The 23880-nt window shown below is 63.1% G+C and carries 20 protein-coding genes; 10 read left to right on the forward strand and 10 right to left on the reverse strand.

Going from position 1 to position 23880, the window contains the following annotated elements:
• Positions 1–9 precede the first annotated feature (9 nt).
• From ACZ5BO_RS31980 to bioB, 8 genes are all read right to left on the reverse strand, one after another.
• Positions 10–1302, reverse strand: coding sequence for a GGDEF domain-containing protein (locus tag ACZ5BO_RS31980; RefSeq protein WP_025131228.1), 1293 nt, complete (start codon positions 1300–1302; stop codon positions 10–12).
• Between the two features lie 221 nt (positions 1303–1523).
• On the reverse strand, positions 1524–3329 hold the full coding sequence (locus tag ACZ5BO_RS31985; RefSeq protein ID WP_025131227.1) for a phenylacyl-CoA dehydrogenase: 1806 nt from the start codon (positions 3327–3329) through the stop codon (positions 1524–1526).
• A gap of 297 nt (positions 3330–3626) precedes the next feature.
• Positions 3627–3923: a hypothetical protein gene (locus tag ACZ5BO_RS31990; protein ID WP_025131226.1), complete on the reverse strand. Its 297-nt coding sequence runs from the start codon at positions 3921–3923 to the stop codon at positions 3627–3629.
• A 107-nt stretch (positions 3924–4030) separates the two neighbouring features.
• Positions 4031–4711: a dethiobiotin synthase gene (gene bioD / locus ACZ5BO_RS31995; RefSeq protein WP_464697438.1), complete on the reverse strand. Its 681-nt coding sequence runs from the start codon at positions 4709–4711 to the stop codon at positions 4031–4033.
• Positions 4708–5520, reverse strand: a complete 813-nt coding sequence (bioC, locus tag ACZ5BO_RS32000; RefSeq protein WP_464697439.1) for a malonyl-ACP O-methyltransferase BioC — start codon at positions 5518–5520, stop codon at positions 4708–4710. The genes bioD and bioC overlap by 4 nt, the downstream gene beginning before the upstream one ends.
• The gene (locus ACZ5BO_RS32005) at positions 5513–6244 is read right to left on the reverse strand and encodes an alpha/beta fold hydrolase (protein ID WP_025131223.1); all 732 of its coding nucleotides are present in this window, start codon (positions 6242–6244) and stop codon (positions 5513–5515) included. Before ACZ5BO_RS32005 ends, bioC begins: the two co-directional genes overlap by 8 nt.
• Complete coding sequence (gene bioF, locus ACZ5BO_RS32010) at positions 6237–7415, reverse strand: 8-amino-7-oxononanoate synthase (RefSeq protein WP_464697440.1); 1179 nt, start codon at positions 7413–7415, stop codon at positions 6237–6239. The genes ACZ5BO_RS32005 and bioF overlap by 8 nt, the downstream gene beginning before the upstream one ends.
• Positions 7416–7583: 168 nt before the next feature.
• Complete coding sequence (bioB, locus tag ACZ5BO_RS32015; protein ID WP_025131221.1) at positions 7584–8639, reverse strand: biotin synthase BioB; 1056 nt, start codon at positions 8637–8639, stop codon at positions 7584–7586.
• A gap of 89 nt (positions 8640–8728) precedes the next feature.
• Here bioB and ACZ5BO_RS32020 point away from each other — a divergent pair, with 89 nt between their 5' ends.
• From ACZ5BO_RS32020 to rarD, 5 genes are all read left to right on the forward strand, one after another.
• The gene (locus tag ACZ5BO_RS32020; protein ID WP_464697441.1) at positions 8729–9469 is read left to right on the forward strand and encodes a double zinc ribbon domain-containing protein; all 741 of its coding nucleotides are present in this window, start codon (positions 8729–8731) and stop codon (positions 9467–9469) included.
• Positions 9470–9532: 63 nt separating this feature from the next.
• Positions 9533–10297 carry a TOBE domain-containing protein gene (locus ACZ5BO_RS32025; protein WP_464697442.1) on the forward strand — a complete coding sequence of 255 codons (765 nt, stop codon included), beginning with the start codon at positions 9533–9535 and terminating at the stop codon, positions 10295–10297.
• Between the two features lie 231 nt (positions 10298–10528).
• Positions 10529–12433: a PhoX family protein gene (locus ACZ5BO_RS32030; RefSeq protein ID WP_464697443.1), complete on the forward strand. Its 1905-nt coding sequence runs from the start codon at positions 10529–10531 to the stop codon at positions 12431–12433.
• A 169-nt stretch (positions 12434–12602) separates the two neighbouring features.
• The gene (locus ACZ5BO_RS32035; protein ID WP_464697444.1) at positions 12603–13577 is read left to right on the forward strand and encodes a serine/threonine protein kinase; all 975 of its coding nucleotides are present in this window, start codon (positions 12603–12605) and stop codon (positions 13575–13577) included.
• A gap of 331 nt (positions 13578–13908) precedes the next feature.
• Positions 13909–14796, forward strand: coding sequence for an EamA family transporter RarD (gene rarD, locus ACZ5BO_RS32040; protein WP_025131216.1), 888 nt, complete (start codon positions 13909–13911; stop codon positions 14794–14796).
• A gap of 225 nt (positions 14797–15021) precedes the next feature.
• Here the strand turns inward: rarD and ACZ5BO_RS32045 are convergent, their stop codons facing one another.
• Complete coding sequence (locus ACZ5BO_RS32045) at positions 15022–15540, reverse strand: glycine cleavage system transcriptional repressor (RefSeq protein WP_025131215.1); 519 nt, start codon at positions 15538–15540, stop codon at positions 15022–15024.
• Between the two features lie 494 nt (positions 15541–16034).
• Between ACZ5BO_RS32045 and ACZ5BO_RS32050 the strand changes: the two genes are divergently transcribed.
• On the forward strand, positions 16035–18212 hold the full coding sequence (locus ACZ5BO_RS32050; RefSeq protein ID WP_025131214.1) for a malate synthase G: 2178 nt from the start codon (positions 16035–16037) through the stop codon (positions 18210–18212).
• Positions 18213–18347: 135 nt separating this feature from the next.
• Here ACZ5BO_RS32050 and ACZ5BO_RS32055 read toward each other — a convergent pair whose 3' ends face one another.
• A complete protein-coding gene (locus tag ACZ5BO_RS32055) occupies positions 18348–18794 on the reverse strand; it encodes a response regulator (protein ID WP_025131213.1) in 447 nt (148 codons plus the stop codon).
• 453 nt (positions 18795–19247) lie between these two features.
• Between ACZ5BO_RS32055 and ACZ5BO_RS32060 the strand changes: the two genes are divergently transcribed.
• From ACZ5BO_RS32060 to ACZ5BO_RS32075, 4 genes are all read left to right on the forward strand, one after another.
• Positions 19248–21182: a putative nucleotidyltransferase substrate binding domain-containing protein gene (locus tag ACZ5BO_RS32060; RefSeq protein ID WP_464697445.1), complete on the forward strand. Its 1935-nt coding sequence runs from the start codon at positions 19248–19250 to the stop codon at positions 21180–21182.
• Positions 21179–21886 (forward strand): 3'-5' exonuclease, encoded by a 708-nt coding sequence (locus tag ACZ5BO_RS32065; RefSeq protein ID WP_464697446.1) that lies wholly within the window; start codon positions 21179–21181, stop codon positions 21884–21886. The genes ACZ5BO_RS32060 and ACZ5BO_RS32065 overlap by 4 nt, the downstream gene beginning before the upstream one ends.
• A 307-nt stretch (positions 21887–22193) precedes the next feature.
• Positions 22194–22712 carry an RNA polymerase sigma factor gene (locus ACZ5BO_RS32070; RefSeq protein WP_025131210.1) on the forward strand — a complete coding sequence of 173 codons (519 nt, stop codon included), beginning with the start codon at positions 22194–22196 and terminating at the stop codon, positions 22710–22712.
• Positions 22709–23686, forward strand: coding sequence for a FecR family protein (locus ACZ5BO_RS32075; RefSeq protein WP_025131209.1), 978 nt, complete (start codon positions 22709–22711; stop codon positions 23684–23686). Before ACZ5BO_RS32070 ends, ACZ5BO_RS32075 begins: the two co-directional genes overlap by 4 nt.
• Positions 23687–23880: the final 194 nt, after the last annotated feature.

Raw genomic sequence — 23880 nt, forward strand, 5'->3', positions numbered from 1 at the left:
CATCATCACTCAACCCGCAGCCGTATCCATGCGCACTGCGCCGCGACGGTTCTGTCCGAATGCCACCACACAGTTACGCCCTGCGCCCTTGGCGCTGTAGAGCGCCTGGTCGGCGGCCTTGAGTACTTCCTCGGGCGTACGGTGCTCCATCAGGCGCTCGGCAACCCCGATGCTGATGGTGACCGAAACACTGGAAGCCGCAGCAACCCCGCGCCGCTGGCGGCCTTGCTGATCGTCCTGAGGACGGTTGTCCTGGTTGCGCAGTTGAATGTTGTAGGTGGCGATGACCTCGCGAATCATCTCCAGGTGCGGCATGCACTCGTCCATGCTCTTGCCGGCAAACACCACCGCAAACTCTTCCCCACCGTAGCGATAGGCCCGACCGCCACCGGTGACTTTCGAGAGTTTGCTGGCCACCAGGCGCAGCACCTGGTCACCCACGTCATGGCCATGGGTGTCGTTGAATTTCTTGAAGTGATCGACGTCAGTCATGGCCAGCACATAGTTGCGGCCCAGCCGCTGCATGCGCTCATTCAGGGCTCGACGCCCAGGCAAGCCGGTCAACTCGTCACGGAACGCCATCTGGTACGCCTCGTGAGCGACCGCTGCGGCGATCATCAGCATCACCTGGCTGCACATGATGTTCAGGGTGAACGGCAGGATGAAGGTCTTGGGCAGCATCCAGAACAGCCCGAGCAGCCCCACCAACTGCGCGGCGTGCAACGGCCGCGGGCTACGCCAGTACTGGATGGCCAACAGCAGGAAGGCAGCAAAGAACACCGGATAGGACAGCTGGATCAGGCTCATCCAGCTGCCATGCAGGGCTGGCCAGCGAATTTCCGCCAGCCAGTTCAGCAACGCCTGTGGATAACTCTGCTCAAGCCCCAGGGCCACACTGCCAAAGGCCAGCAACACGGCGAAACGCGCCACCATGTCCTGGAACAGGTGAGTGCGCTCCTGCCAGGCGGCGAACAGGCCGAACAGCAAAGGCAGCAATAGGCAGCAGAGGTGGAACACCACCGCCGCATCCTCGCGGACCCTACCGTTATCCCGGTAGAAGTCGGTCTGGGTGTCCAGCAGGAAGTAGGCGATGTACACCGTGACCATCAGGAACAGTTCGCGCTGGCGACGGTACACCGCGCAATAGGCTCCACCGAGCAACAGCACCAGGGTTGGCAGCACGTTGAACAGTGAAGTGAAGAAGACGTTGAGGTCCTTGACGTAGGCGGCCGCCAGCCCAGCAAGCAAAAGCAGTAAAGACGGTAGAAAATGACTGAAACGTACAGCGGAAGAACGCGGCAAGGGTAAAACTCCGACCCGGCTGACCAATAGATGGCATTGTGCCTCTATTTGCAGAAGTTAAGCACATGCAGTGTGACAGACATCACATTGCCATCTCTTTAACGGCAGGCAATCGTATCTGCTTAGCGATTTAGTCGGGAATTTTCACCAAGATTCTGCAGCTACAAAAAAGCCGCTGGCCCCGAGGGGCCAGCGGCTTTTTGCATGACATCCGCTAAGGCTTAGTAAGCCAGGCCGAAGTCTTCTTCTTTCATGTCCATCAGGTTGTTGGCACCCGACAGCATGGTTGCAACGTGAGTGCGGGTCCGCGGCAGGATGCGCTGGAAGTAGAAACGCGCAGTCTGCAGCTTGGCGGTGTAGAAGGCTTCCTCGGTGGTGCCGGCTGCCAGCTTCTCAGCCGCCAGACGCGCCATGTCAGCCCAGAAGTAGGCCAGGCAGGCATAACCGGAATACATCAGGTAATCCACCGAAGCAGCACCGACTTCTTCACGGTCCTTCATGGCGGCCATGCCCACTTTCATGGTCAGTTCGCCCCATTCCTTGTTCAGTGCTGCCAGCGGTGCGACGAACTCTTTGACCGCTTCGTTGCCTTCGTTGTTCTGGCAGAACTTGTGGACGATCTTGGTGAAGCCTTTAAGGGCCTCGCCTTGAGTCATCAGCACTTTACGGCCCAGCAGGTCCAGGGCCTGGATGCCGGTGGTGCCTTCGTACAGCATCGAGATGCGGCTGTCGCGAACGTTCTGCTCCATGCCCCACTCGGCGATGAAACCATGGCCACCGTAGATCTGCACACCGTGGTTGGCGGATTCGAAGCCGACTTCGGTCATGAACGCCTTGGCGATCGGAGTCATGAACGCCAGCAGGGCGTCGGCCTTTTTCTTCTCTTCTTCGTCCACACCGTACTTGACGATGTCGACCTGCTTGGCAGTGAAGTAGACCATGGCGCGGTTGCCTTCGGCGAACGCCTTCATGGTCAGCAGCATGCGACGTACATCAGGGTGCACGATGATCGGGTCAGCGGCCTTGTCCGGCGCTTTCGGGCCAGTCAGGGAGCGCATCTGCAGGCGATCGCGAGCGTATTTCAGGCCGCCCTGGAAACCGATCTCGGCGTGGGCCAGGCCCTGCAGGGCAGTACCCAGACGAGCAGTGTTCATGAAGGTGAACATGCAGTTCAGGCCCTTGTTCGCCGGGCCGATGAGGAAACCGGTGGCCGCGTCGAAGTTCATCACGCAGGTGGCGTTGCCGTGGATACCCATCTTGTGTTCCAGGGAACCGCAGCTCACTGCGTTGCGCTGGCCAACAGAGCCATCGGCGTTAGGCAGGAACTTGGGCACGATGAACAGCGAGATACCTTTGGTGCCAGCCGGCGCATCCGGCAGGCGAGCCAGGACGATATGGACGATGTTGTCGGCCATGTCGTGTTCACCGGCGGAGATGAAGATCTTGGTGCCGGTGACTTTGTAGGAACCATCAGCCTGAGGTTCGGCCTTGGTACGCAGCATGCCCAGGTCGGTACCGCAGTGCGGCTCGGTCAGGCACATGGTGCCGGTCCATTCGCCGGATACCAGCTTGGTCAGGTAAGCCTCTTGCTGCTCAGGCGTGCCGTGTTCGGAGATGGTGTTCATCGCGCCATGGGACAGGCCCGGGTACATGCCCCACGACCAGTTGGCTTCGCCGACCATTTCACTGACCGCCAGGCCCAGGGATTCAGGCAGGCCCTGACCGCCATGCTCGACGTCATGGGCCAGGCTTGGCCAGCCACCTTCGACGAACTGCTTGTAGGCTTCTTTGAAGCCGGTCGGGGTCTTAACGCCGGTTTCACTCCAGGTGCAACCTTCCAGGTCGCCCACACGGTTCAGCGGAGCCAGCACCTGCTCACAAAACTTCGCACCTTCCTCGAGAATGGCGTCAACCATGTCTGGAGTGGCGTCCTGGCAAGCCGGGAGGCTCTGATAGTGCGCCTCATAACCGAGCAGCTCGTCACGTACGAAGCGAATATCACGCAAGGGGGCCTTGTAGTCAGGCATAGCGATAAACCTCTGCTGATGTAACCGGGAATGAACAACCGCGTTGAATTTTTATAGCGGTCAAACAGTTGTTTGAAACATACGTTTACGCCCAAATCTTGTCAAGCATCGTGCAAACGCCTTTCGTCACCGGGGCACGAATGCACGCGCAGCCGAACGCCCACAGCACTTGCCGTGAAAGTGTAGGAGGCGACCTGGCGGCGTTCAGCTATCGAGCGGAATTAAGGTGTTATAGAAAGTAAAAGCATGCAGCAGGCCCGCTTTCCATCAGGAAATCGGGCCAGAGAGGGAGGGGTATCAGGCGTAGGTATCGATCAGGGTACCGAGGACTTCGTCAGATGCCTTGGCCACCTTGACGCCCAACTCAGCCTGGATCTTGCCCATGGACATTTCCACCATGCTGCTGGCCAGATCTGATTCCTGGCTGCGATCCACGCCACGCAGGCGATTCACCTGGAGTTCTGATGACTGGCTGCCGGCGGAGCGCTCAACGGCCGTGCTGGCGATCTGGCCAGCGGCTTGATCGACACGATTCTGCCCGGTCTGAATCGCGTTCAGTCCGGCGTAGAAAGCGTTGTTCCCGGAGATTTCCATGGGAGGTCTCGACCTTGAGAATGAGTGACGAGGGTAATTGAAGCAGACCTGTCAAGAAAACGCCCGTCAAAAACACTAATGGCAATATGCCTTGTCATAGGCAAAATCTAGTCCAGCAGGTCCAACTGCAAGTGCTCCGCTACCGCCTCGGCTCCAGCAGCCTTGAGCTTCGGCACTCTTCCCAGGCACGGTGCTGGCAATCGTTCGGCCAGGGTCGCAAGGTTTTCTTCCAGACGAGAGGTCTTCGGATCGATGATATTGGCCACCCAACCTGCCAGTTGCAGACCGTCCTGGGCAATGGCCTCGGCGGTGAGCAAGGCATGGTTGATGCACCCCAGGCGCACCCCCACCACCAGGATCACCGGCAGGCCCAGGGCCATGGCCAGGTCCGACAGGTTGTCCTGATCGGCCAAGGGCACTCGCCAGCCCCCCGCCCCTTCGATCAGGGTGAAATCTGCACCCTTGGCCAGGATCTGGCGCATGGGCGTCAGCAGCGACTGCACCGTCAGCGCCACCCCGGCCTCCCGCGCAGCCAGGTGCGGAGCAATCGCCGGTTCGAAGGCAATCGGATTGACCTCCTGATAACTCAATGGCAATGACGACTGTGCCAGCAGCGCCAGCGCATCGGCGTTGCGCAAGCCCTGGGGGCTCGGTTCGCAGCCGGATGCCACCGGCTTGCCCGCCGCAGTGCTCAACCCGGCCAGCCGGGCTGCGTACAACAAGCCTGCGGCAATGGTGGTCTTGCCGACATCGGTGTCAGTACCGGTGATGAAATAGGCGGGGCTCATAGCGGTTTCTCCAACACGGCATAGACCACTTGGTATGTAGCGGGCAATCCCTCGGCCTGACGAAACCCCTCATAGGCCTCGATAAGCCCGGCGATCCGCGCCCGCCCAGTCAAGCCGCCCGGGCGCCCGGGATTCAGATTGTGCGCGCCCAAGGCTTTCAATTCATGGGTCAGACTACGTACATCCGGATAATGCAGGACATGGGGAACCTTCTCCAGGCTACGCACTTGCAAGCCGCTGGCGTCACAGAGTTGCCGGTAGCGTTCGAACTCACGAAAGCGATTGACGTGCACCTGGCCGTCGACCTGGCCCCAGCTCTCGCGCAGCTCATGCAGGGTGCCGACGCACAGGCTGGCGAACGCCAGGACACCACCTGGCTTCAACACGCGCCGTGCCTCGCTGAGCACCGCCGTGAAATCGGCGCACCATTGCACCGCCAGGCTGGAAAAGATCAGTCCACAGCTGTCTGTTTGCAGGGGCAGGCGCTCGGCATCCCCGGCAATGAAATGCTCGGCGCCCCCCAGAGGCCTGGCGTGAGCCAGCATGCCCTGGGCAATATCCACCGCCAGTCCCTGGCTATCAGGGAAGCACGCTCCGAGCACCCGACTGAAATGCCCGGTGCCACACCCCAGATCCAGCCAGCGAGCGGGCGTCCAACCTTCAGGTAAACGGGCCAGCAACTGCTGGCCGACCGCGCGCTGCAGATCGGCAACACTGTCATAGCTGGCTGCCGCACGGGAAAACGAAGCCGCGACCTGACGCTTGTCAGGCAAGTTGCCGGGAAAGGCAGGAACAGACAGGTCAGTCATCACCAGACTCATGCAAGAAAACCTGGATCGCCCCCGCCACTCCGTGGGGGTCCTCCAGAAGAAACCCGTGGCTGGCCTGTTCAATCAGACCAACTTCTATATCCGGCAGCAATGCCAGCAATTCACCCGCGGCTTCGGCAGGAACCAAGCCATCCAGCCCGGCGAACAGATGCAACTGCGGCCCGCGAAACCCTTGCAGGGCGTCCCGCGTGTCCAGTTGCGCGAGCAACTCCAAGCCCGCCATCAGCACCGCCGGCGAGGTGACCGGAGCCCCACCCAGCAAGAGTCGCGACAGGCCCCGCGGGTCGGCGGCGCCCTGGGCACAGAGCAGGGAAAAACGCTTGAGGGTCGTGCGAGGATCGGCAGCGCAACCGGCCAGGAAGCCGTCGAAGATGTCCGCAGACATGGCACTGGACCAGTGCTCGTGGGCGACAAAGCTGGGGTTGCTGGCCAAGGTCAGCAAGCCGCAGCAACGCTCGCCGCGCCGCGCCGCCAGCTCCGAGGCAAGCATGCCTCCCAGGGACCAGCCGCCGAGCCAGGCGTTGTCCGGCAAGGCTGCGTCGAGCTCATCCAGCCACTCCTGCGGATCGCTGGACGCCAGCTCCGGCAGCGGCTCGATCTCTACCCGCAAATGCTCGTCCAGGCCTTGCAACGCTGCGGCCAAGGGCTCCAGAGGTGACACCCCCAACCCCCAGCCAGGCAACAGAATCAGTCGATCACGCATGGCTCGGCCCCGCTTGCAGTTCACTGAAACACTCTGCCAACGCGTTTAACAATAGCTGGACCTGAGCTTCGCTGTGGGCCGCGGACAGGGTCACCCGCAACCGCGCACTGCCGGCCGGCACGGTGGGTGGACGGATCGCCGTGACCAGGATCCCCCGTGAGCGCAGCATCTGCGACAGGCGCACGGCCCGGGCGCTGTCGCCGATCATGATGGGCTGGATCGGGGTAAAGCTGTCCATCAGCTCCAGGCCAATCTGCTCGGCGCCCCGGCGGAATTGACCGATCAGGCTCGCCAAGTGCGCACGCCGCCAGTGCTCGCTGCGCAGCAACTCCAGGCTTTTCAGGGTGGCGCAAGCCTGGGCCGGTGGCTGACTGGTGGTGTAGATGTAAGGCCGGGCGAACTGGATCAAACTCTCGATCAGGTCGTCGCTGCCCGCGACAAACGCACCGGCAGTGCCAAAAGCCTTGCCCAGGGTGCCCACCAGCACCGGAACTTCCTCCAGGCCCAGGCCAAAATGCTCGACCAATCCTCCGCCATTGGCGCCCAGAGGCCCGAAGCCATGGGCGTCGTCCACCATCAGCCAGGCACCCTTGGCCTGGGCTTCCCGGGCCAGGGCCGGCAGGTCGGCAACGTCGCCATCCATGCTGAACACGCCGTCGGTGACCACCAGGGTATTGCCGCAAGCCTTTTCCAGGCGCTTGGCCAGGCTCGTCGCGTCGTTGTGCAGGTAGCGATTGAAGCGCGCACCGGAAAGCAGCCCGGCATCCAGCAGCGACGCATGGTTGAGGCGATCCTCCAGCACCGTGTCGCCCTGGCCCACCAATGCGGTGACCGCACCGAGGTTGGCCATGTAGCCGGTGGTGAACAACAGCGCACGGGGACGTCCGGTGAATTCGGCCAGGGCCTCTTCCAGCGCATGATGCGCAGCGCTATGGCCAATCACCAGGTGAGAAGCCCCACCGCCCACGCCCCAGCGACTGGCACCGGCGCGCCAGGCCTCAATCACCTGTGGGTGGTTGGCCAGGCCCAGGTAATCGTTGTTGCAGAAAGCCAGCAACGGCTGGCCATCGACCAGCACTTGCGGCCCCTGAGGGCTTTCAAGCAGCGGGCGCTGGCGATAGAGATGTTCGGCACGGCGGGCAGCAAGGCGCGCGGCGAGATCAAAAGACATGCAGGCCTCGATGATCAGGAAATGATCTGTAGCAACTGCCCGTCACTGCGACAGGTCGGGCCTCTGCGCCACCAGCCTTGCCAGCCCAACGGGGCGGGGGCAGGCGGCGCAACACAGCGACGTCCAACCGGTCGCAGTCGACGGCAGCGACTACAGGCGAGCGGCCGCTCAGACTGCAGCGTTGTAGAACTGCTCGCTGCTTTTCTGCTCCACCAGGGCCTGTTCGATGGCCGCCTGGTGCACTTCATCGGCATGTTCTTCCCGGGCTTGCGGAGCGATGCCCAATCGCGCGAACAACTGCATGTCCTTGTCGGCCTGGGGGTTGGCGGTGGTCAGCAGTTTGTCGCCGTAGAAAATCGAGTTGGCACCGGCAAAGAACGCCAGGGCCTGCATCTGCTCGTTCATTGCCTCGCGGCCGGCGGACAGCCGTACGTGGGACTGTGGCATGAGGATGCGCGCCACCGCGAGCATGCGGATGAAGTCGAAAGGGTCCACGTCATCGGCGTTTTCCAGTGGCGTACCGGCGACCTTCACCAGCATGTTGATCGGCACCGACTCCGGATGCTCCGGCAGATTGGCCAGCTGGATCAGCAGGTTGGCGCGGTCATCGAGGGACTCGCCCATACCGAGAATGCCGCCGGAGCAGATTTTCATGCCGGCATCGCGCACGTAGGCCAGGGTCTGCAGGCGCTCGCTGTAGGTACGGGTGGTAATGATGTTGCCGTAGAACTCCGGCGAGGTGTCGAGGTTGTGGTTGTAGTAATCCAGGCCAGCCCTGGCCAGGGATTCGGTCTGCTCCTGATCCAGGCGCCCCAGGGTCATGCAGGTTTCCAGGCCCAGGGCTTTCACGCCCTTGACCATCTCCAGCACGTAGGGCATGTCCTTGGCGGACGGATGCTTCCAGGCAGCGCCCATGCAGAAGCGCGTGGAACCAATGGCCTTGGCCCGGGCAGCCTCTTCCAGGACTTTCTGGACTTCGAGGAGCTTTTCCTTCTCCAGGCCGGTGTTGTAGTGACCGGACTGCGGACAATATTTGCAATCTTCCGGGCAGGCGCCGGTCTTGATCGACAGCAGGGTGGAAACCTGGACCCGATTGGCATCGAAATGCGCGCGGTGCACCGTTTGCGCCTGGAACAGCAGGTCATTGAACGGCTGGACGAACAGGGCTTTGACTTCAGCCAAAGTCCAGTCATGACGCAGGGTAGCGGTGGTGCTGGCGCTCATGGGCGATTCCTTGATTATGCTGGGCAGGCGGCGGGGGGCAGGAAAGCCCCACCCGCGACACGGATGTTCGGCATATTTAAGGAAGCGTCATGCGCTGTCAACCAGAATACAAAGGACCGGTTTACATCTGGTCAAAAAACATACAAACATGTTTGCTGTGCGATGAGCCCAGCGATTCGGCGCTGGCCCTGTGCAGCCCCTGCCTGGACGACCTGCCCTGGCTCGGCGCCCAGTGCTCGATCTGTGCCCTGCCGCTGCCCGCCGCCGGAATGGTCTGCGGCCAGTGCCTGCAGCGACCTCCGGCTTTTCAGCGGGTCATAGTGCCCTGGCGCTACGACTTCCCGATGGACAGCCTGATCAGTCGTTTCAAGCATCAGGAGAAATGGCCCTATGGCCGGCTGATGACCGAACTTCTCGGGCAATTGCTGCATTATCGCTTCGATGAGGACCTGCCGCGCCCGGACCTGCTGTTGCCGGTACCGCTGTCCCGCCGTCGCCTGCGCCAACGTGGATTCAACCAGGCGGGCATGCTCGCCCATTGGCTCGGCAGCCAACTGCAGCTGAGGGTAGATGCCCAGTTGCTCAAGCGTATCCAGGACACCCCGGCACAACAGGGACTGGATGCCAGGGCCCGTCATCGCAACCTGCGCCAGGCGTTCGCCCTGGCCGCTCATGCACCTGTCGCCGGCCGCCATCTGGCCCTGGTGGACGATGTGTTGACCACCGGCGCCACTGCCCAGGCCCTGGCCCGCTTGCTGCTTGACGCCGGAGCCCAGCGGGTGGACGTGTACTGCCTGGCCCGGACCCCAAGGCCCGGTCCCTGCACCTGACTTGACTCTCGTCGCTCAAGCCGCAAACTCCCAGTCCATCTTCCGTGCTCGAAGCCTCCCGCCATGTCCTTGCCCACCCTGTTGACCCAGCACATCGTCCGCCGCCCGCAGCGTATCGCCCTGTTGCAGCACATTGCCGAACAGGGCTCTATCACCCGGGCGGCCAAAAGTGCCGGCCTCAGCTACAAGGCGGCCTGGGATGCCATCGACGAGTTGAACAACCTGGCCCAGAGCCCGCTGGTGGAACGCAGTGTCGGCGGCAAGGGTGGCGGTGGCGCCAAGCTTTCTGTCGAGGGCCAGCGTGTGCTGCGCCTCTATCAGCGCTTGCAGGTGCTGCAGGCCCAGGTGCTGGAAGCCGCGGAAGACGCCAGCGACCTCGATCTGCTGGGCCGCCTGATGCTGCGCACCAGCGCCCGCAACCAGCTGCATGGCAAGGTCCGGATGATCGCAGCGCAAGGCTGCAACGACCTGATCAGCCTGGAGTTGCCCGAGGGGCTGGTGCTCAACGCCCAGATTACCCACGACAGCACCCAGCGCCTGGAGCTGCTGCCCGGTACCGAAGTGGTGGCGCTGATCAAGGCCGGCTGGCTGGATGTTCAGGCAGTCGGCGCCCCGGTAACAACTGGACACAATTGTATCAGCGGAACGATCGAGCAGATTCTCGACGCCGAAGACGGTCCCTGCGAGGTGCGGATCACCCTGCCCAACGGCCAGACGCTCTGTGCCCTGGCCGAGCCGCTGCAACTCAAGACCCTGCAATTGGCCGAGAAACACCCGGTCCAGGTGCAGTTCTCGCCCTCCCACGTACTCCTCGGCACCCCGCTCTAAGCAAGGCCTGCAGCGTACCTGGTACGGCCAGAAAGACTCTGCCATGGGCGTCAGCAGGCGACCGCGGCCGTGCTTGCCGACTATCACCCGAGGCTCGCCTGGCCACTACGCCAGCGGTTGATGTCGCCCACAGCGAAGGCAGGGAATTCGCCCCGGTGGCGACGTCTGACTGCAACCTATTCGTCATAGGCGCTCATTAAGGTGGCTGCAAAAACCCGCAGGGAGCCTGATATGAGCCTGTTACTAGAAGAAGACCAACCCACCGACCTGGAACAGATGGTCGGCCTCAGCCGCCGAGGCTTCATCGGTGCCGGCGCCCTGTGCGGCGCCGCCCTGTTTCTCGGCGGTAGCCTGCTGAGCCGCAGCGCCCTGGCCGCCGGTGTCAGCGCCGGTAACAGCCAGTTGCTGGGATTTGCCGGGATTGCCGCTGCCACCAGCGACAGCATCACCCTGCCACCGGGCTACAAGTCCTCGGTGCTGATCAGTTGGGGCCAGCCCCTGCAAAAGAACGGCCCGGCCTTCGACCCGAGCGGCAACGGCACCGCCCAGGCTCAGGAAGTGCAGTTCGGCGACAACAACGACGGCATGAGCCTGTTCGCCTTCCCGGACGACAGGCACCGTGCGCTGATGGCGATCAACAACGAATACACCAATTACCGCTACCTCTATCCCCACGGCGGCCAGCCGCAATCCGCCGCGGACGTGCGCAAGGCCCTGGCCTCTGAAGGCGTGTCGGTAATCGAAGTGCAACGCAAGAACGGCCAGTGGCAATTCGTCCAGGGCTCGCGCTACAACCGGCGCATCCACGGCAACACGCCGATCCGCCTGAGCGGCCCGGCCGCCGGCCACGCACTGCTGCAGACCGCCGCCGATCCCAAGGGCAAGAAAGTCCTCGGCACTTTCCAGAATTGCGCTAACGGCAAGACCCCCTGGGGCACCTACCTGACCTGCGAAGAGAACTTCACCGACTGCTTCGGCAGCAGCAACGCCGAGCAGAAGTTCGACGCCGCGCAGAAGCGTTACGGCGCAGTGGTTGCCAGCAAGGAGATCAACTGGCACCCCCACGACCCGCGCTTCGACCTGGCAAAGAACCCCAACGAACTCAACCGTCACGGCTGGGTGGTGGAAATCGATCCGTTCGACCCGCAATCGACCCCGGTCAAGCGCACCGCCCTGGGCCGCTTCAAGCATGAGAACGCAGCCCTGGCGCAAACCCGTGATGGCCGCGCCGTGGTCTACATGGGCGACGATGAACGCGGCGAATTCATCTACAAGTTCATCAGCCGCGACAAGATCAATCAGCGCAACCCCAAGGCCAACCGCGACCTGCTGGATCACGGCACCCTGTATGTGGCGCGCTTCGACGCCGGCGACAGCAACCCGGACCACCCCAAGGGCCAGGGCCAGTGGATCGAGTTGAGCCACGGCAAGAACGGCATCGACGCCAGCAGCGGGTTCGCCGACCAGGCCCAGGTGCTGATCCAGGCCCGCCTGGCTGCCAGCGTGGTCCAGGCCACGCGCATGGACCGTCCGGAATGGATCGTGGTCAGCCCCAAGGACGGCCAGGTCTATTGCACCCTGACCAACAATTCCAAGCGCGGTGAAGACGGCCAACCGGTAGGCGGCCCCAACCCGCGGGAGAAGAACGTCTACGGGCAGATCCTGCGCTGGCGCACCGGCGGCGATGATCATGGGGCGATGAGTTTCTCCTGGGACCTGTTCGTGGTCGCCGGCAACCCCAGCGTGCATGCCGGCCAGCCCAAGGGCGGCTCGTCCAACATCAACCCGCAGAACATGTTCAACAGTCCCGACGGCCTGGGTTTCGACAAGGCCGGGCGCCTGTGGATTCTCACCGACGGCGACTACAGCAACAGCGGCGACTTCGCCGGCATGGGCAACAACCAGATGCTCTGCGCCGACCCGGACAGCGGCGAGATCCGCCGCTTCATGGTCGGCCCGGTCGGTTGCGAAGTCACCGGGATCGCCTTCGCCCCGGACCAGAAGACCCTGTTCGTGGGCATCCAGCACCCGGGGGAAAACGGCGGTTCGACCTTCCCCGAACACCTGCCCAACGGCAAGCCGCGCTCTTCGGTGATGGCCATCACCCGGGAAGACGGGGGCATCATCGGCGCCTGACCGCCATCCTCGCCAAGCCGGCTTCTGCATCTCCAATGCCGGGGCCGGCCGATTGGCAAAAGCCCTGCCCGAGAACCTCAGCGTCCCCGGTAAACCCTCCCCCTTTGCCTGCCGGTCTGCGCTACCATGCTTGGCCGGACGCGGCAGCCTGCTGCGCGCAGGAGTAAGCATGTCGCACCCGTTTGAAACACTGACCCCCGACCTGGTTCTCGACGCCGTGGAAAGCATCGGCTTTCTCAGCGACGCTCGAGTCCTGGCGCTCAACAGTTACGAAAATCGCGTCTATCAGGTGGGCATCGACGAAAGCGAACCGTTGATCGCCAAGTTCTACCGGCCACAGCGCTGGACCAACGACGCCATTCTCGAAGAGCACCGCTTCACCTTTGAACTCGCCGAATGCGACGTGCCCGTGGTGGCGCCGATCATTCATGAAGGCGCCAGCCTGTTCGAGCACGCGGGCTTTCGCTTCGCCCTGTTTCCCCGCCGTGGCGGCCGGGCCCCCGAACCGGGCAACCTGGACCAGCTCTATCGCCTCGGCCAGTTGCTGGGTCGCCTGCATGCCGTGGGCGCCACCCGCCCATTCGAGCATCGTGAAGCCCTGGGAGTGCAAAACTTCGGCCACGACTCCCTGGCAACCCTGCTGGAGGGCAACTTCGTTCCCAAGAGCCTGCTGCCGGCCTACGAATCGGTGGCCCGCGACCTGCTCAAGCGCGTGGAGGAGGTCTACCAGGCCACCGCGCATCAGAACATCCGCATGCACGGCGATTGCCACCCCGGCAACATGATGTGCCGCGACGAAATGTTCCATATCGTCGACCTGGATGACTGCCGCATGGGGCCGGCCGTACAGGACCTGTGGATGATGCTCGCCGGCGACCGCCAGGAATGCCTCAGCCAACTGTCCGAGTTGATGGATGGCTACAGCGAGTTCCACGACTTCGACCCGCGCGAACTGGCCCTGATCGAACCCCTCAGAGCCCTGCGCCTGATGCACTACAGTGCCTGGCTGGCCCGGCGCTGGGACGATCCGGCGTTCCCCCGCAGCTTCCCCTGGTTTGGCAGCGAACGTTACTGGGGCGATCAGGTGCTGGCCTTGCGCGAACAACTGGCAGCCCTCAACGAAGAACCGCTCAAACTGTTCTGAATCCATGCGCGGGCGACGAAGAAGCCCGCGAGATCGCCTTCGCCGGCAAGCCGGCTCCTACAGAAACCCGCCTCCCAATAGCGCCAACCGTAGGAGCTGGCTTGCCAGCGAAAAGGCCCGAAAGATCACCCTCCCTCACACGCCACCCCCACAGAAACCCACCTCCCAATAGCGCCAACCGTAGGAGCTGGCTTGCCAGCGAAGAGGCCCGAAAGATCACCCTCCCTCACACGCCATCCCCCACAGAAACTGGCTGCGCGAAAGTCAGGACAGGTCTAGACATTTGTCCTTACAATCCCGTCTTTGTTAGCTGCCTAAGCAAGGACTCTGCATGCAAGCCGCCAACCCGCGCCGCGGGTACATCCTGGGCCTGACCGCCTACATCATCTGGGGTCTGTTTCCGATCTACTTCAAAGCCATCGCCAGCGTGCCCGCCGTGGAGATCATCGTCCATCGGGTGCTCTGGTCGGCGCTGTTCGGAGCCCTGCTGCTGACGGTCTGGAAACACCCGGGCTGGTGGCGCGAACTGCGGGACAACCCCAAGCGCCTGGCAATCCTGGCCTTGAGCGGCACCCTGATCGCCGCCAACTGGCTGACCTACGTCTGGTCGGTGAACAACGGGCGCATGCTTGAGGCCAGCCTGGGTTACTACATCAATCCGCTGGTCAACGTGCTGCTGGGCATGCTGATTCTTGGCGAACGCCTGCGGCGCATGCAGTGGCTGGCGGTGATCCTGGCAGCAGTCGGTGTGGCCCAGCAGGTGTGGCAAGTCGGTAGCCTGCCCTGGGTCTCGCTGATGCTGGCGCTGAGCTTCGGCTTCTATGGGCTGATCCGCAAACAGGCTCCGGTCAAAGCCTTGCCCGGCCTGGTGGTGGAAACCTGGATGCTGGTGCCCATCGCCCTGGGTTGGCTGCTGCTGCACCCGGAGGCCAGCAGCGCCCATGCCGCATTCTGGAGTTCGTCCGAAGCCTGGTGGCTGGTGGCCGCCGGCCCGATCACCCTGATCCCCCTGGTGTGCTTCAACGCTGCCGCCCGCGACCTGCCCTATACCACCCTGGGCTTCCTCCAATACCTGGCGCCGACCCTGGTATTGCTCCAGGCAGTGCTGCTGTTCGGCGAGCACCTGTCGTCCAGCACCCTACTGGCCTTCATGTTCATCTGGGCAGGTCTTGCGGTATACAGCGTCGATGCCTGGTTCAGCCTGCGCGGTCGCCGCTGATCAATAAACGTACAACCCTCTACAGGCCATGTCTTTCATGGCCTGCAGCCGTTCTTCCCAAGGTTATCCACAACCTGATCCCCGCCATTTGTGCACAAGCCCTTGAAACTGCCGGTTTTTTGATCAGTTGCCGGTAACCCCCGACAGCCGTGGGCTGGCGCGGGGTCTCTACAGGTTATCCACAGGCACATGCACGGTTTAACGGGATAACCCGCAAGGCGGGAATCAGGCGTCGCTGCGCAATACCAGCTCCACCATCAAATCATCCGCCAGGGTTTCCAGCCGCGATTGCAGCACTTCCAGGGACAGGGTGAGGGGCACTGCCAGAATCGCCTCGGCATGAAACAGCGGTTCGCTGCTCATGGGTGCCGGACGCACTTCGGTGACCAGGCGTTCCAGGTTGACCCCCTGCTCCGCCAGCAACCGGGTGATATCGCGCACGATTCCCGGGCGATCATTGCCCACCAGCTCCATGGCGATGGGTTTCCAGGTACAGGACTGTTCGATACCGCTTTCGGCAATCAGCACCCGGATCCCTTGGGCCGAGAGCCCCTGCAGGGCATCCACCAGCTCATCGTAGGCTTCGGCTGGCACCCCGACTCGCAAGATACCGGCGAACTGCCCGGCCATGCGCGACAGGCGACTTTCCAGCCAGTTGCCGCCATGCTCGGCAATGCACTGGGCAATGCGCTCGACTTGTCCGGCCTTGTCCGGGGCGAATACCGTGAGAACGAGATGGTCCATGGCGCAGCCCTCTATTTATGGTGGAAGAGCAATTATAGGCAGCCTCGCCCTTCGCGCCCTGGTCCTGCGGATACTGGCCTGCAGAGCCGGCTTCTTCCGGGAAAAACCTCAGCCAGGGAGGTAAAACACAAATCGTGTACAACTTTTTGTATTTATATGGAACAATCCACCGACTTTTTGAGAACATCACGTTCCCCAGCGTGACCGCACTGCTTTCCCGAGTCGCGGAACGACGTATTTAGTCTGATTTTCACAACCGCAGTTCATCATGTAGTATGCCGCAGCGCGCACTACATAACGTTGGAACGATGTCCGCCAAGGCCTGACCGCAACCCCCGCAACGCCCATCAGCAAGGCTCCGCCGTTGATTGGAAGGACCCAGCCGCCCGCAATGGCATGTACTGGTGAACAGGGTTGTGCTTTAAATGGCCGCCGGCTTCATTGTTAATTTGAAGAGCTGAAAAGCGAAATAGCTGAGCAGAGTGAGGCAAGCAATGACTGAACACGTTCAAGTCGGTGGCCTGCAGGTCGCCAGAGTCCTGTTCGACTTCGTGAACAACGAAGCCATTCCCGGTACCGGCCTCACCGCCGACGCGTTCTGGGCCGGAGCCGACAAGGTCATTCACGACCTGGCACCGAAGAACAAAGCCCTACTCGCCAAACGCGATGATTTCCAGGCGCGGATCGATGCCTGGCACCAGTCCCGCGCCGGCCAGGCCCATGACGCCGTGGCCTACAAAGCCTTCCTCCAAGACATCGGCTACCTGCTGCCAGAAGCCGCGGACTTCCAGGCCACCACCCAGAACGTCGACGAAGAAATTGCCCGCATGGCCGGCCCGCAGCTGGTGGTGCCGGTAATGAATGCGCGCTTCGCCCTCAACGCTTCCAACGCCCGCTGGGGCTCGCTGTACGATGCGCTGTACGGCACCGACGCCATCAGCGAAGCCGATGGCGCGGAAAAAGGCAAAGGCTACAACAAGGTTCGCGGCGACAAGGTCATCGCTTTCGCCCGCGCCTTCCTCGATGAGTCCGCGCCGCTGGCCGCCGGTTCCCACGTTGGCTCGGTGAGCTACAAGATCGTCGCCGGCAAGCTGGTGGTCGGCCTCAAGGGCGGCACCAACAGCGGCCTGCGCGACGATGCCCAACTGATCGGCTACCAGGGCGACGCCGCGGCCCCGACCGCGATCCTGCTCAAGCACAACGGCCTGCACTTCGAGATCCAGATCGACGCCCAGAGCCCGGTCGGCCAGACCGATGCAGCCGGGGTCAAGGACCTGCTGATGGAAGCGGCCCTGACCACCATCATGGACTGCGAAGACTCGGTCGCCGCAGTCGATGCCGATGACAAGGTGGTGATCTACCGCAACTGGCTCGGCCTGATGAAAGGCGACCTGGCGGAAGAAGTGTCCAAGGGCGGCAAGTCCTTCACCCGCACCATGAACGCCGACCGCGAATACACCGGTGTCGACGGTTCGCCGGTGAAGCTGCACGGCCGCTCTTTGCTGTTCGTGCGCAACGTTGGTCACCTGATGACCAACGACGCGATCCTCGATAAAAACGGCAACGAAGTGCCGGAAGGCATCCTCGATGGCCTGGTCACCAGCCTCGCGGCGATCCACAACCTCAACGGCAGCACCTCGCGCAGGAACAGCCGCACCGGTTCGGTGTACATCGTCAAGCCGAAGATGCACGGCCCTGAAGAAGCGGCGTTCACCAACGAGCTGTTCGGTCGCATCGAAGAGGTGCTGAACCTGCCACGCAACACCCTTAAAGTCGGGATCATGGACGAGGAGCGCCGCACCACGGTCAACCTCAAGGCCTGCATCAAGGCGGCCAGCGAGCGCGTGGTGTTCATCAACACCGGCTTCCTCGATCGCACCGGCGACGAGATCCACACCTCCATGGAAGCCGGCCCGATGGTGCGCAAGGCCGACATGAAGGCCGAGAAGTGGATCGGCGCCTACGAGAACTGGAACGTCGACATCGGCCTGGCCACCGGCCTGCAAGGCCGCGCCCAGATCGGCAAGGGCATGTGGGCCATGCCGGACCTGATGGCCGCCATGCTCGAGCAGAAGATCGCTCACCCATTGGCTGGCGCCAACACCGCCTGGGTACCGTCGCCGACCGCAGCGGCCCTGCACGTACTGCACTACCACAAGGTCGACGTGTTCGCCCGCCAGGCCGAACTGGCCAAGCGCCCCCGCGCTTCGGTGGACGACATCCTGACCATCCCCCTGGCCGTCAACCCGGACTGGTCGGCAGAGCAGATCAAGAACGAACTGGACAACAACGCCCAGGGCATTCTCGGCTACGTGGTGCGCTGGATCGACCAGGGCGTGGGTTGCTCGAAAGTGCCGGACATCAACGATGTCGGCCTGATGGAAGACCGCGCGACCCTGCGCATTTCCAGCCAGCACATCGCCAACTGGCTGCGCCACGGCATCGTCACCGAGGCCCAGGTGATGGAAAGCCTCAAGCGCATGGCTCCGGTGGTTGACCGGCAGAACGCCGGCGACGCGCTGTACCGTCCGCTGGCACCGAACTTCGACAGCAACATCGCCTTCCAGGCGGCGGTCGAACTGGTGATCGAGGGTACCCAGCAGCCCAACGGCTACACCGAGCCGGTGCTGCACCGTCGTCGTCGCGAGTTCAAGGCCAAGAACGGCCTGTAACCTGCGCCACTAAAAAAGCCCCGGTCCAGTGACCGGGGCTTTTTTTTGCGGTTTGTCCCCTCCAGCCCAATCCTCACAGGCTCCCGCCCGGCTCAAGAACAGCCCCACCCGGATCCCTCGCCACACTGAAGGCGGCTACAGGACCACGCCCAATTCGTGCTTCACCAGCGCCAGCAGCTTGCTGGTATCGATGGGCTTGAGCAGGAAATCCACCACGCTCAGGTGCATGGCGGCGATGGCGTCACGCACATCGGCATCGCCGGAAATGATGATGATCGGCAACGCTGCCCGTTCCGATTCGCGCACCTGGCGGATCAGGTCCAGGCCGCTGCAGGGGGCCATGCGCAGATCGGTGATCAGCAGGCCGATGGACTTGTTCGATTCGAGTAATTCAAGTGCAGCCTTGCCACTGGCGGCCGTGATGCAACGGATACCATCCAGGCCGAGAATCTCCGCCAGCAACTCCCGTGCATCCTTGTCGTCATCAGCGATCAATACCCGCTGGGCTGGTAGATCGGGCTCCAGCATGACCGCACTCAGCGCCTCGCGCTCGGCATCACTCAAAATATCGTGGTCGGGCATACATTTCTCTACATGAACAGTTCAATCCCCTAGCACAGTGGTCAGACATCGCTAAGCAGGCCTCCAATGTGCACTTCGTCGGAAAAATTTCCAAGAGTCTTGATCAGAGCTTTTTTGCATTGATCGCAGGCGGTTCAAAGCCAAATGGCCGCGCTGCGCAAACTCGCCGGGCATCATCAGGCAAGACACGCCAATCCATGGCGGTAACAGCCAGCAGGGTCGTGGCCCATCCACGTTGGCGAAGAATGCCGGGAACCCGTCCGCGACCGGCAAATTCCCCCTTCTGCCTGTCGCTCAAACTCGCCTCCCGGGCTGTTTTCAACACCCCACGCTCGGGGCCCCGAGCGTTTAACCCGTGGACCTAGACTTACGTCCAATGGGCACCCCAGGCAGGGGGACCGACCATGGCTGCGATACGACCACAACAAATCCAAAAAGACTGCGGTAATCGTTATGAGTAAAACGGACGCCTTCATCCAGGCCGGGAAGACCGCGGTGTTGCAGAACATTCAAGGGACCGTTCAGTTCCTGCAGCGGTTCCCGCCCTTCAACCAGATGGAGAACCTGCATCTGGCCTATCTGGTGGAACAATGCCAACTGCGTTTCTACGGTCCGGGCGACAGCATCATCAAGCCTGCCGACGGCCCGGTTGAGCACTTCTACATCGTCAAGCAGGGCCGCGTGGTGGGCGAACGCACCCACGCCGCCAAGGGCAGCACCGAAACCACCTTCGAAATCACCACCGGCGAGTGCTTTCCCCTGGCCGCGCTGCTCGGAGAGCGAGCGACCCGCACCGAGCACCGGGCCGCCGAAGACACCTTCTGCCTGCAACTGAACAAGGGCGCCTTCATCAAGCTGTTCGCCCTGTCTGCGGAATTTCGCGACTTTGCCCTGCGCGGTGTCAGTAGCCTGCTGGATCAGGTCAACCAGCAGGTCAAGCAGAAGGCCGTGGAAACCCTCGGCACCCAATACTCGCTGAACACCCGCCTCGGTGAATTGGCCATGCGCCACCCGGTGGCCTGCAGCCCGCAGACTCCGCTGCGTGAAGCCGTGGCGCAGATGCACGAGCAGCAAGTGGGCAGCATCGTGGTGGTGGACGAACGCAAGGCGCCCCTGGGCATCTTCACCCTGCGCGATCTACGCCAGGTGGTGGCCGACGGCACCCAGGACCTCAACCAGCCGATCGAGCGGCACATGACCCAGGCGCCGTTCTTCCTCAGCCCCGACCACAGCGCCTTCGACGCCGCCATCGCCATGACCGAGCGACACATCGCCCATGTCTGCCTGGTCAAGGAACAGCGCCTGTGCGGCGTGGTGTCCGAACGCGATCTTTTTTCCTTGCAGCGGGTCGACCTAGTGCACCTGGCGCGCACTATCCGCAATGCGCCACGGGTCGAACACCTGGTGGCCCTGCGGGGCGAGATCGGCCAGTTGGTGGAGCGCATGCTGGCCCACGGCGCTTCGTCGACCCAGATCACCCACATCATCACCCTGCTCAACGACCACACCGTGTGCCGGGTGATCGAACTGACCCTGGCCGACAAGGGCGACCCCGGCGTGCCCTTCACCTGGCTGTGCTTCGGCAGTGAAGGCCGGCGCGAACAGACCCTGCACACCGACCAGGACAACGGCATCCTGTTCGAGGCCCGAGACGCGGCCCACGCCGCAGAGGTCCGCGGCAAGCTGCTGCCCCTGGCGCAACAGATCAACCAGAGCCTGGCGCTGTGCGGCTTCACCCTGTGCAAGGGCAACATCATGGCCGGCAACCCCGAGCTGTGCCTGTCCCGTGCCGAATGGGCCCGACGCTTTGCCGCCTTCATCCGCGAGGCGACCCCGGAGAACCTGCTGGGGTCGAGCATCTACTTCGACCTGCGGGTGGTCTGGGGCGACGAACAAAGCACCGAGCAATTGCGCCGGGGCATCCTCGACCAGGTCGCGGACAACCGCCTGTTCCAACGCATGATGGCGGAAAATGCCCTGCGCCAGCGCCCGCCCGTGGGGCGTTTCCGCGAGTTCGTCCTGGCCAGGAAGAACGGCGAGAAAGCCACCCTTGACCTCAAGGTCCAGGGCCTCACGCCCTTTGTCGACGGCGCCCGGCTGCTGGCCCTGGCCAACGGCATCGGCGCGATCAATACCCTGGAGCGCCTGCGCCAACTGGTTTCCAGGCAGGTCATCGAGCCCCTGGACGGCGCCGCCTATGAAGAGGCCTACCACTTCATCCAGCAGACCCGCATGCAACAGCACCAGCGCCAGACTCGGGAGAACCAGCCCTATTCCAATCGGGTCGATCCCGACAGCCTCAACCACCTGGACCGGCGCATCCTGCGAGAATCCCTGCGCCAGGCCCAGCGCCTGCAAAGCAGCCTGGCCCTGCGGTACCAGCTATGAGCCTGTTTGCCTGGCTCCGTCCTGCGGTCAGCGCCCTGACCACGCAACAGCAACTGCGCCGCGACCGCCTGCCGGCCTATGCCGAACTGGGCGAATGCAGCCTGCGCGAGCAGCGCTGGGTGGTGGTGGATGTGGAAACCACCGGCCTCAACCTCAACCGTGACCAGGTGCTGTCCATTGGCGCCGTGGTGATCGAGGACGGCGCCATCGATTTCAGCCAGCAGTTCGAACGCACTCTGCAGCGCGCGGGGCACAAGTTGAGCCCCAGTGTGCTGATCCATGGCCTGGGCCCCAGCGCCATCGCCGCCGGCTGCGACCCGGTGGAGGCCCTGCTGGACTTCATGGAGTTCGTCGGCGACAGCCCGTTGCTGGCCTTTCACGCCCCATTCGACCAGCACATGCTCGGCCGGGCACTCAAGGACAGCCTGGGCTATCGCCTGCAGCACCACTTCCTCGATGTGGCGGACATGGCGCCCTTGCTGTGCCCCCAGGCCAATATCCGCGAAGCCGGGCTGGATGACTGGACCCAGTGGTTCAAGCTGCAGGTGGTGGAGCGGCACCACGCGGCGGCCGACGCCCTGGCCACGGCGGAGCTGGCGCTGATCCTGTTCCATCGGGCGCGCCAACAGCAGATCCACAGTCCCTTGAACCTGCAGCAGCGCCTGGGCCAGTGGAAACGTCGGCAGCAGGCACCTTCGTTCTGATCCACAGCTGTGGCGCAGGCTCCTGTGGCGAGGGCGCTTGCTCGCCCTCGCTCGGCCGCTGCCCCGGCGCGCAACGACGGTAAACCTGAGTCCCGAATCCAACTGACTCCGGGCCTTGGCCGTGCTACGCAGGCCAACGGAAGCAAGCGCCCTCGCCACAACGGGCTTCCTCTTCAGACCAAAGTCTGCAACACCCGGCAGCGTCAGCTGCAAGGCAGCCGACCAGCGTCAATTGCGCCACTGTTTCGCCTCTGCGACAATCGCGAATAATTCTCGTTAGTTTAAACTTCTCGATTGGTGAGTCCCGTTGTCGTCAGTCCAAAGCCCTCACAATGAGCTGGTTGGTGCGTTGTACCGCGACCATCGTGTCTGGCTATTGGCCTGGCTGCGGCGCAACGTGGCTTGCGCGCAACGGGCCGAAGACCTGAGCCAGGACACTTTCGTGCGCCTGCTGGGCCGCGACGAACTCAAGGCGCCGCGGGAGCCACGAGCCTTTCTGGTGGCGATTGCCAAGGGCCTGCTGTTCGACTACTTCCGCCGCGCCGCGCTGGAACAGGCCTACCTCAGTGAGCTGATGCTGATCCCGGAAGGCGAACAACCGTCGCCGGAAGAACAGCAGATGATCCTCGAAGACCTCAAGGCCATCGACCGCCTGCTGGGCAAGCTGTCCAGCAAGGCCCGGGCCGCCTTCCTCTATAACCGCCTCGACGGCTTGAGCCACGCCGAGATCGCCGAGCGCCTCGGGGTCTCGGTGCCCAGGGTGCGCCAGTACCTGGCCCAGGGCATCCGCCAGTGCTATATCGCCCTGTACGGGGAGCCGGTATGACCCCCATCAGTTCCAAGCCGGTGTCTGCCCGGGTCCTGGACGCCGCCATCGCCTGGCAGTTGTCGCTGGATGGCGGCGGCAGTGCGCTGGAGCGCGAGGAATTCGCCAAGTGGCACGCGGCCCACGAGGAACACGCACGGGCCTGGCGCCAGTTGGGCATGCTTGATCAACGCTTCAGCGTGGCTTCGGGCCCGGCGCGGAGTGCCTTGCTGCAATCGCGCGAGGGGCTGCGCCGGCGCGTACGCAAACTCGGTCGTGGGGTCGCCAGCATTGTGCTGGTGGCCGGCCTGGCCCTGTTTGCCGGGGAGCGTTACCTGCCGGTGGATTACTGGCTGGCCGACCAGCGCACCGCCACTGGTGAACAGCGCACCCTGCACCTGTCCGATGGCACGGTGATCAATCTCAATACCCACAGTGCACTGGATGTGCGCTTCGATGAGCAGCAGCGACGAATCGTTCTGCAAGAAGGCGAGATTCTCATCGAGACCGGGCACAACGACAGCCGTCCGTTCATCGTCGAGACCCGCGATGGCCGGATGCGCGCTCTGGGCACGCGGTTCCTGGTCAAGCGTGAAGACCAGGGCACCCGCCTCGGCGTGCTGCAATCGGCGGTGGCCGCGCGGCCGCAAGCCGGCCAGGACGAGCAAGTCTTCAAAGCAGGCCAGCAGGTGCTGATGCGCCAGGACGGCCTCGGCTCACTGCAGGCTCTGGGCCCCGGGGCCGATGCCTGGACCCGCGGCATGCTGGTGGTGGACAACGCCCGCCTCGGCGACCTGATCAACGAACTGGGACGCTATCGTCGCGGTTACCTGGGGGTCGCAGGGAACATTGCCGACTTGCGCATCACCGGCAGCTTCCCGCTGCAGGACCCGGACCTGGCACTCGATGCCCTGCTGCCGACCCTGCCGGTGAAGATTGAACGCCACGCCCCTTGGTGGGTGACCGTGGTCGCCAAATCCGACACCCAGCCCTGAAACCCGGCCCCGTGGCCGGCACGGGGCCTGGCCCGAGAAAACTTCGATAACCCGCAACGGATGGCGGCTGCAGCGCAGCACGCCACGGGCTTCCGTGCCCTGCTACGGCGCTGCTTTCAGCAGGGCTGGCTGCTGAATCTAAATTATTTTCAATTCGCTCTATCACTTTTGCAGTTTCGTTCGGCAGATAGGCA

The sequence above is a fragment of the Pseudomonas sp. FFPRI_1 genome, assembly GCF_055384485.1.

Coding starts and splice junctions, on each gene's coding strand:
- ACZ5BO_RS32030 (WP_464697443.1), top strand. CDS start 10,529: ATGAGCCTGTTACTAGAAGAAGACCAACCCACCGACCTGGAACAGATG.
- bioB (WP_025131221.1), bottom strand. CDS start 8,639: ATGAGCGCCAGCACCACCGCTACCCTGCGTCATGACTGGACTTTGGCT.
- ACZ5BO_RS32025 (WP_464697442.1), top strand. CDS start 9,533: ATGTCCTTGCCCACCCTGTTGACCCAGCACATCGTCCGCCGCCCGCAG.
- ACZ5BO_RS32005 (WP_025131223.1), bottom strand. CDS start 6,244: ATGCGTGATCGACTGATTCTGTTGCCTGGCTGGGGGTTGGGGGTGTCA.
- ACZ5BO_RS32050 (WP_025131214.1), top strand. CDS start 16,035: ATGACTGAACACGTTCAAGTCGGTGGCCTGCAGGTCGCCAGAGTCCTG.
- bioF (WP_464697440.1), bottom strand. CDS start 7,415: ATGTCTTTTGATCTCGCCGCGCGCCTTGCTGCCCGCCGTGCCGAACAT.
- ACZ5BO_RS32055 (WP_025131213.1), bottom strand. CDS start 18,794: ATGCCCGACCACGATATTTTGAGTGATGCCGAGCGCGAGGCGCTGAGT.
- bioD (WP_464697438.1), bottom strand. CDS start 4,711: ATGAGCCCCGCCTATTTCATCACCGGTACTGACACCGATGTCGGCAAG.
- ACZ5BO_RS32035 (WP_464697444.1), top strand. CDS start 12,603: ATGTCGCACCCGTTTGAAACACTGACCCCCGACCTGGTTCTCGACGCC.
- rarD (WP_025131216.1), top strand. CDS start 13,909: ATGCAAGCCGCCAACCCGCGCCGCGGGTACATCCTGGGCCTGACCGCC.
- ACZ5BO_RS32045 (WP_025131215.1), bottom strand. CDS start 15,540: ATGGACCATCTCGTTCTCACGGTATTCGCCCCGGACAAGGCCGGACAA.
- ACZ5BO_RS32075 (WP_025131209.1), top strand. CDS start 22,709: ATGACCCCCATCAGTTCCAAGCCGGTGTCTGCCCGGGTCCTGGACGCC.
- ACZ5BO_RS31990 (WP_025131226.1), bottom strand. CDS start 3,923: ATGGAAATCTCCGGGAACAACGCTTTCTACGCCGGACTGAACGCGATT.
- ACZ5BO_RS32020 (WP_464697441.1), top strand. CDS start 8,729: ATGCGCTGTCAACCAGAATACAAAGGACCGGTTTACATCTGGTCAAAA.
- ACZ5BO_RS32065 (WP_464697446.1), top strand. CDS start 21,179: ATGAGCCTGTTTGCCTGGCTCCGTCCTGCGGTCAGCGCCCTGACCACG.
- bioC (WP_464697439.1), bottom strand. CDS start 5,520: ATGACTGACCTGTCTGTTCCTGCCTTTCCCGGCAACTTGCCTGACAAG.
- ACZ5BO_RS31985 (WP_025131227.1), bottom strand. CDS start 3,329: ATGCCTGACTACAAGGCCCCCTTGCGTGATATTCGCTTCGTACGTGAC.
- ACZ5BO_RS32060 (WP_464697445.1), top strand. CDS start 19,248: ATGAGTAAAACGGACGCCTTCATCCAGGCCGGGAAGACCGCGGTGTTG.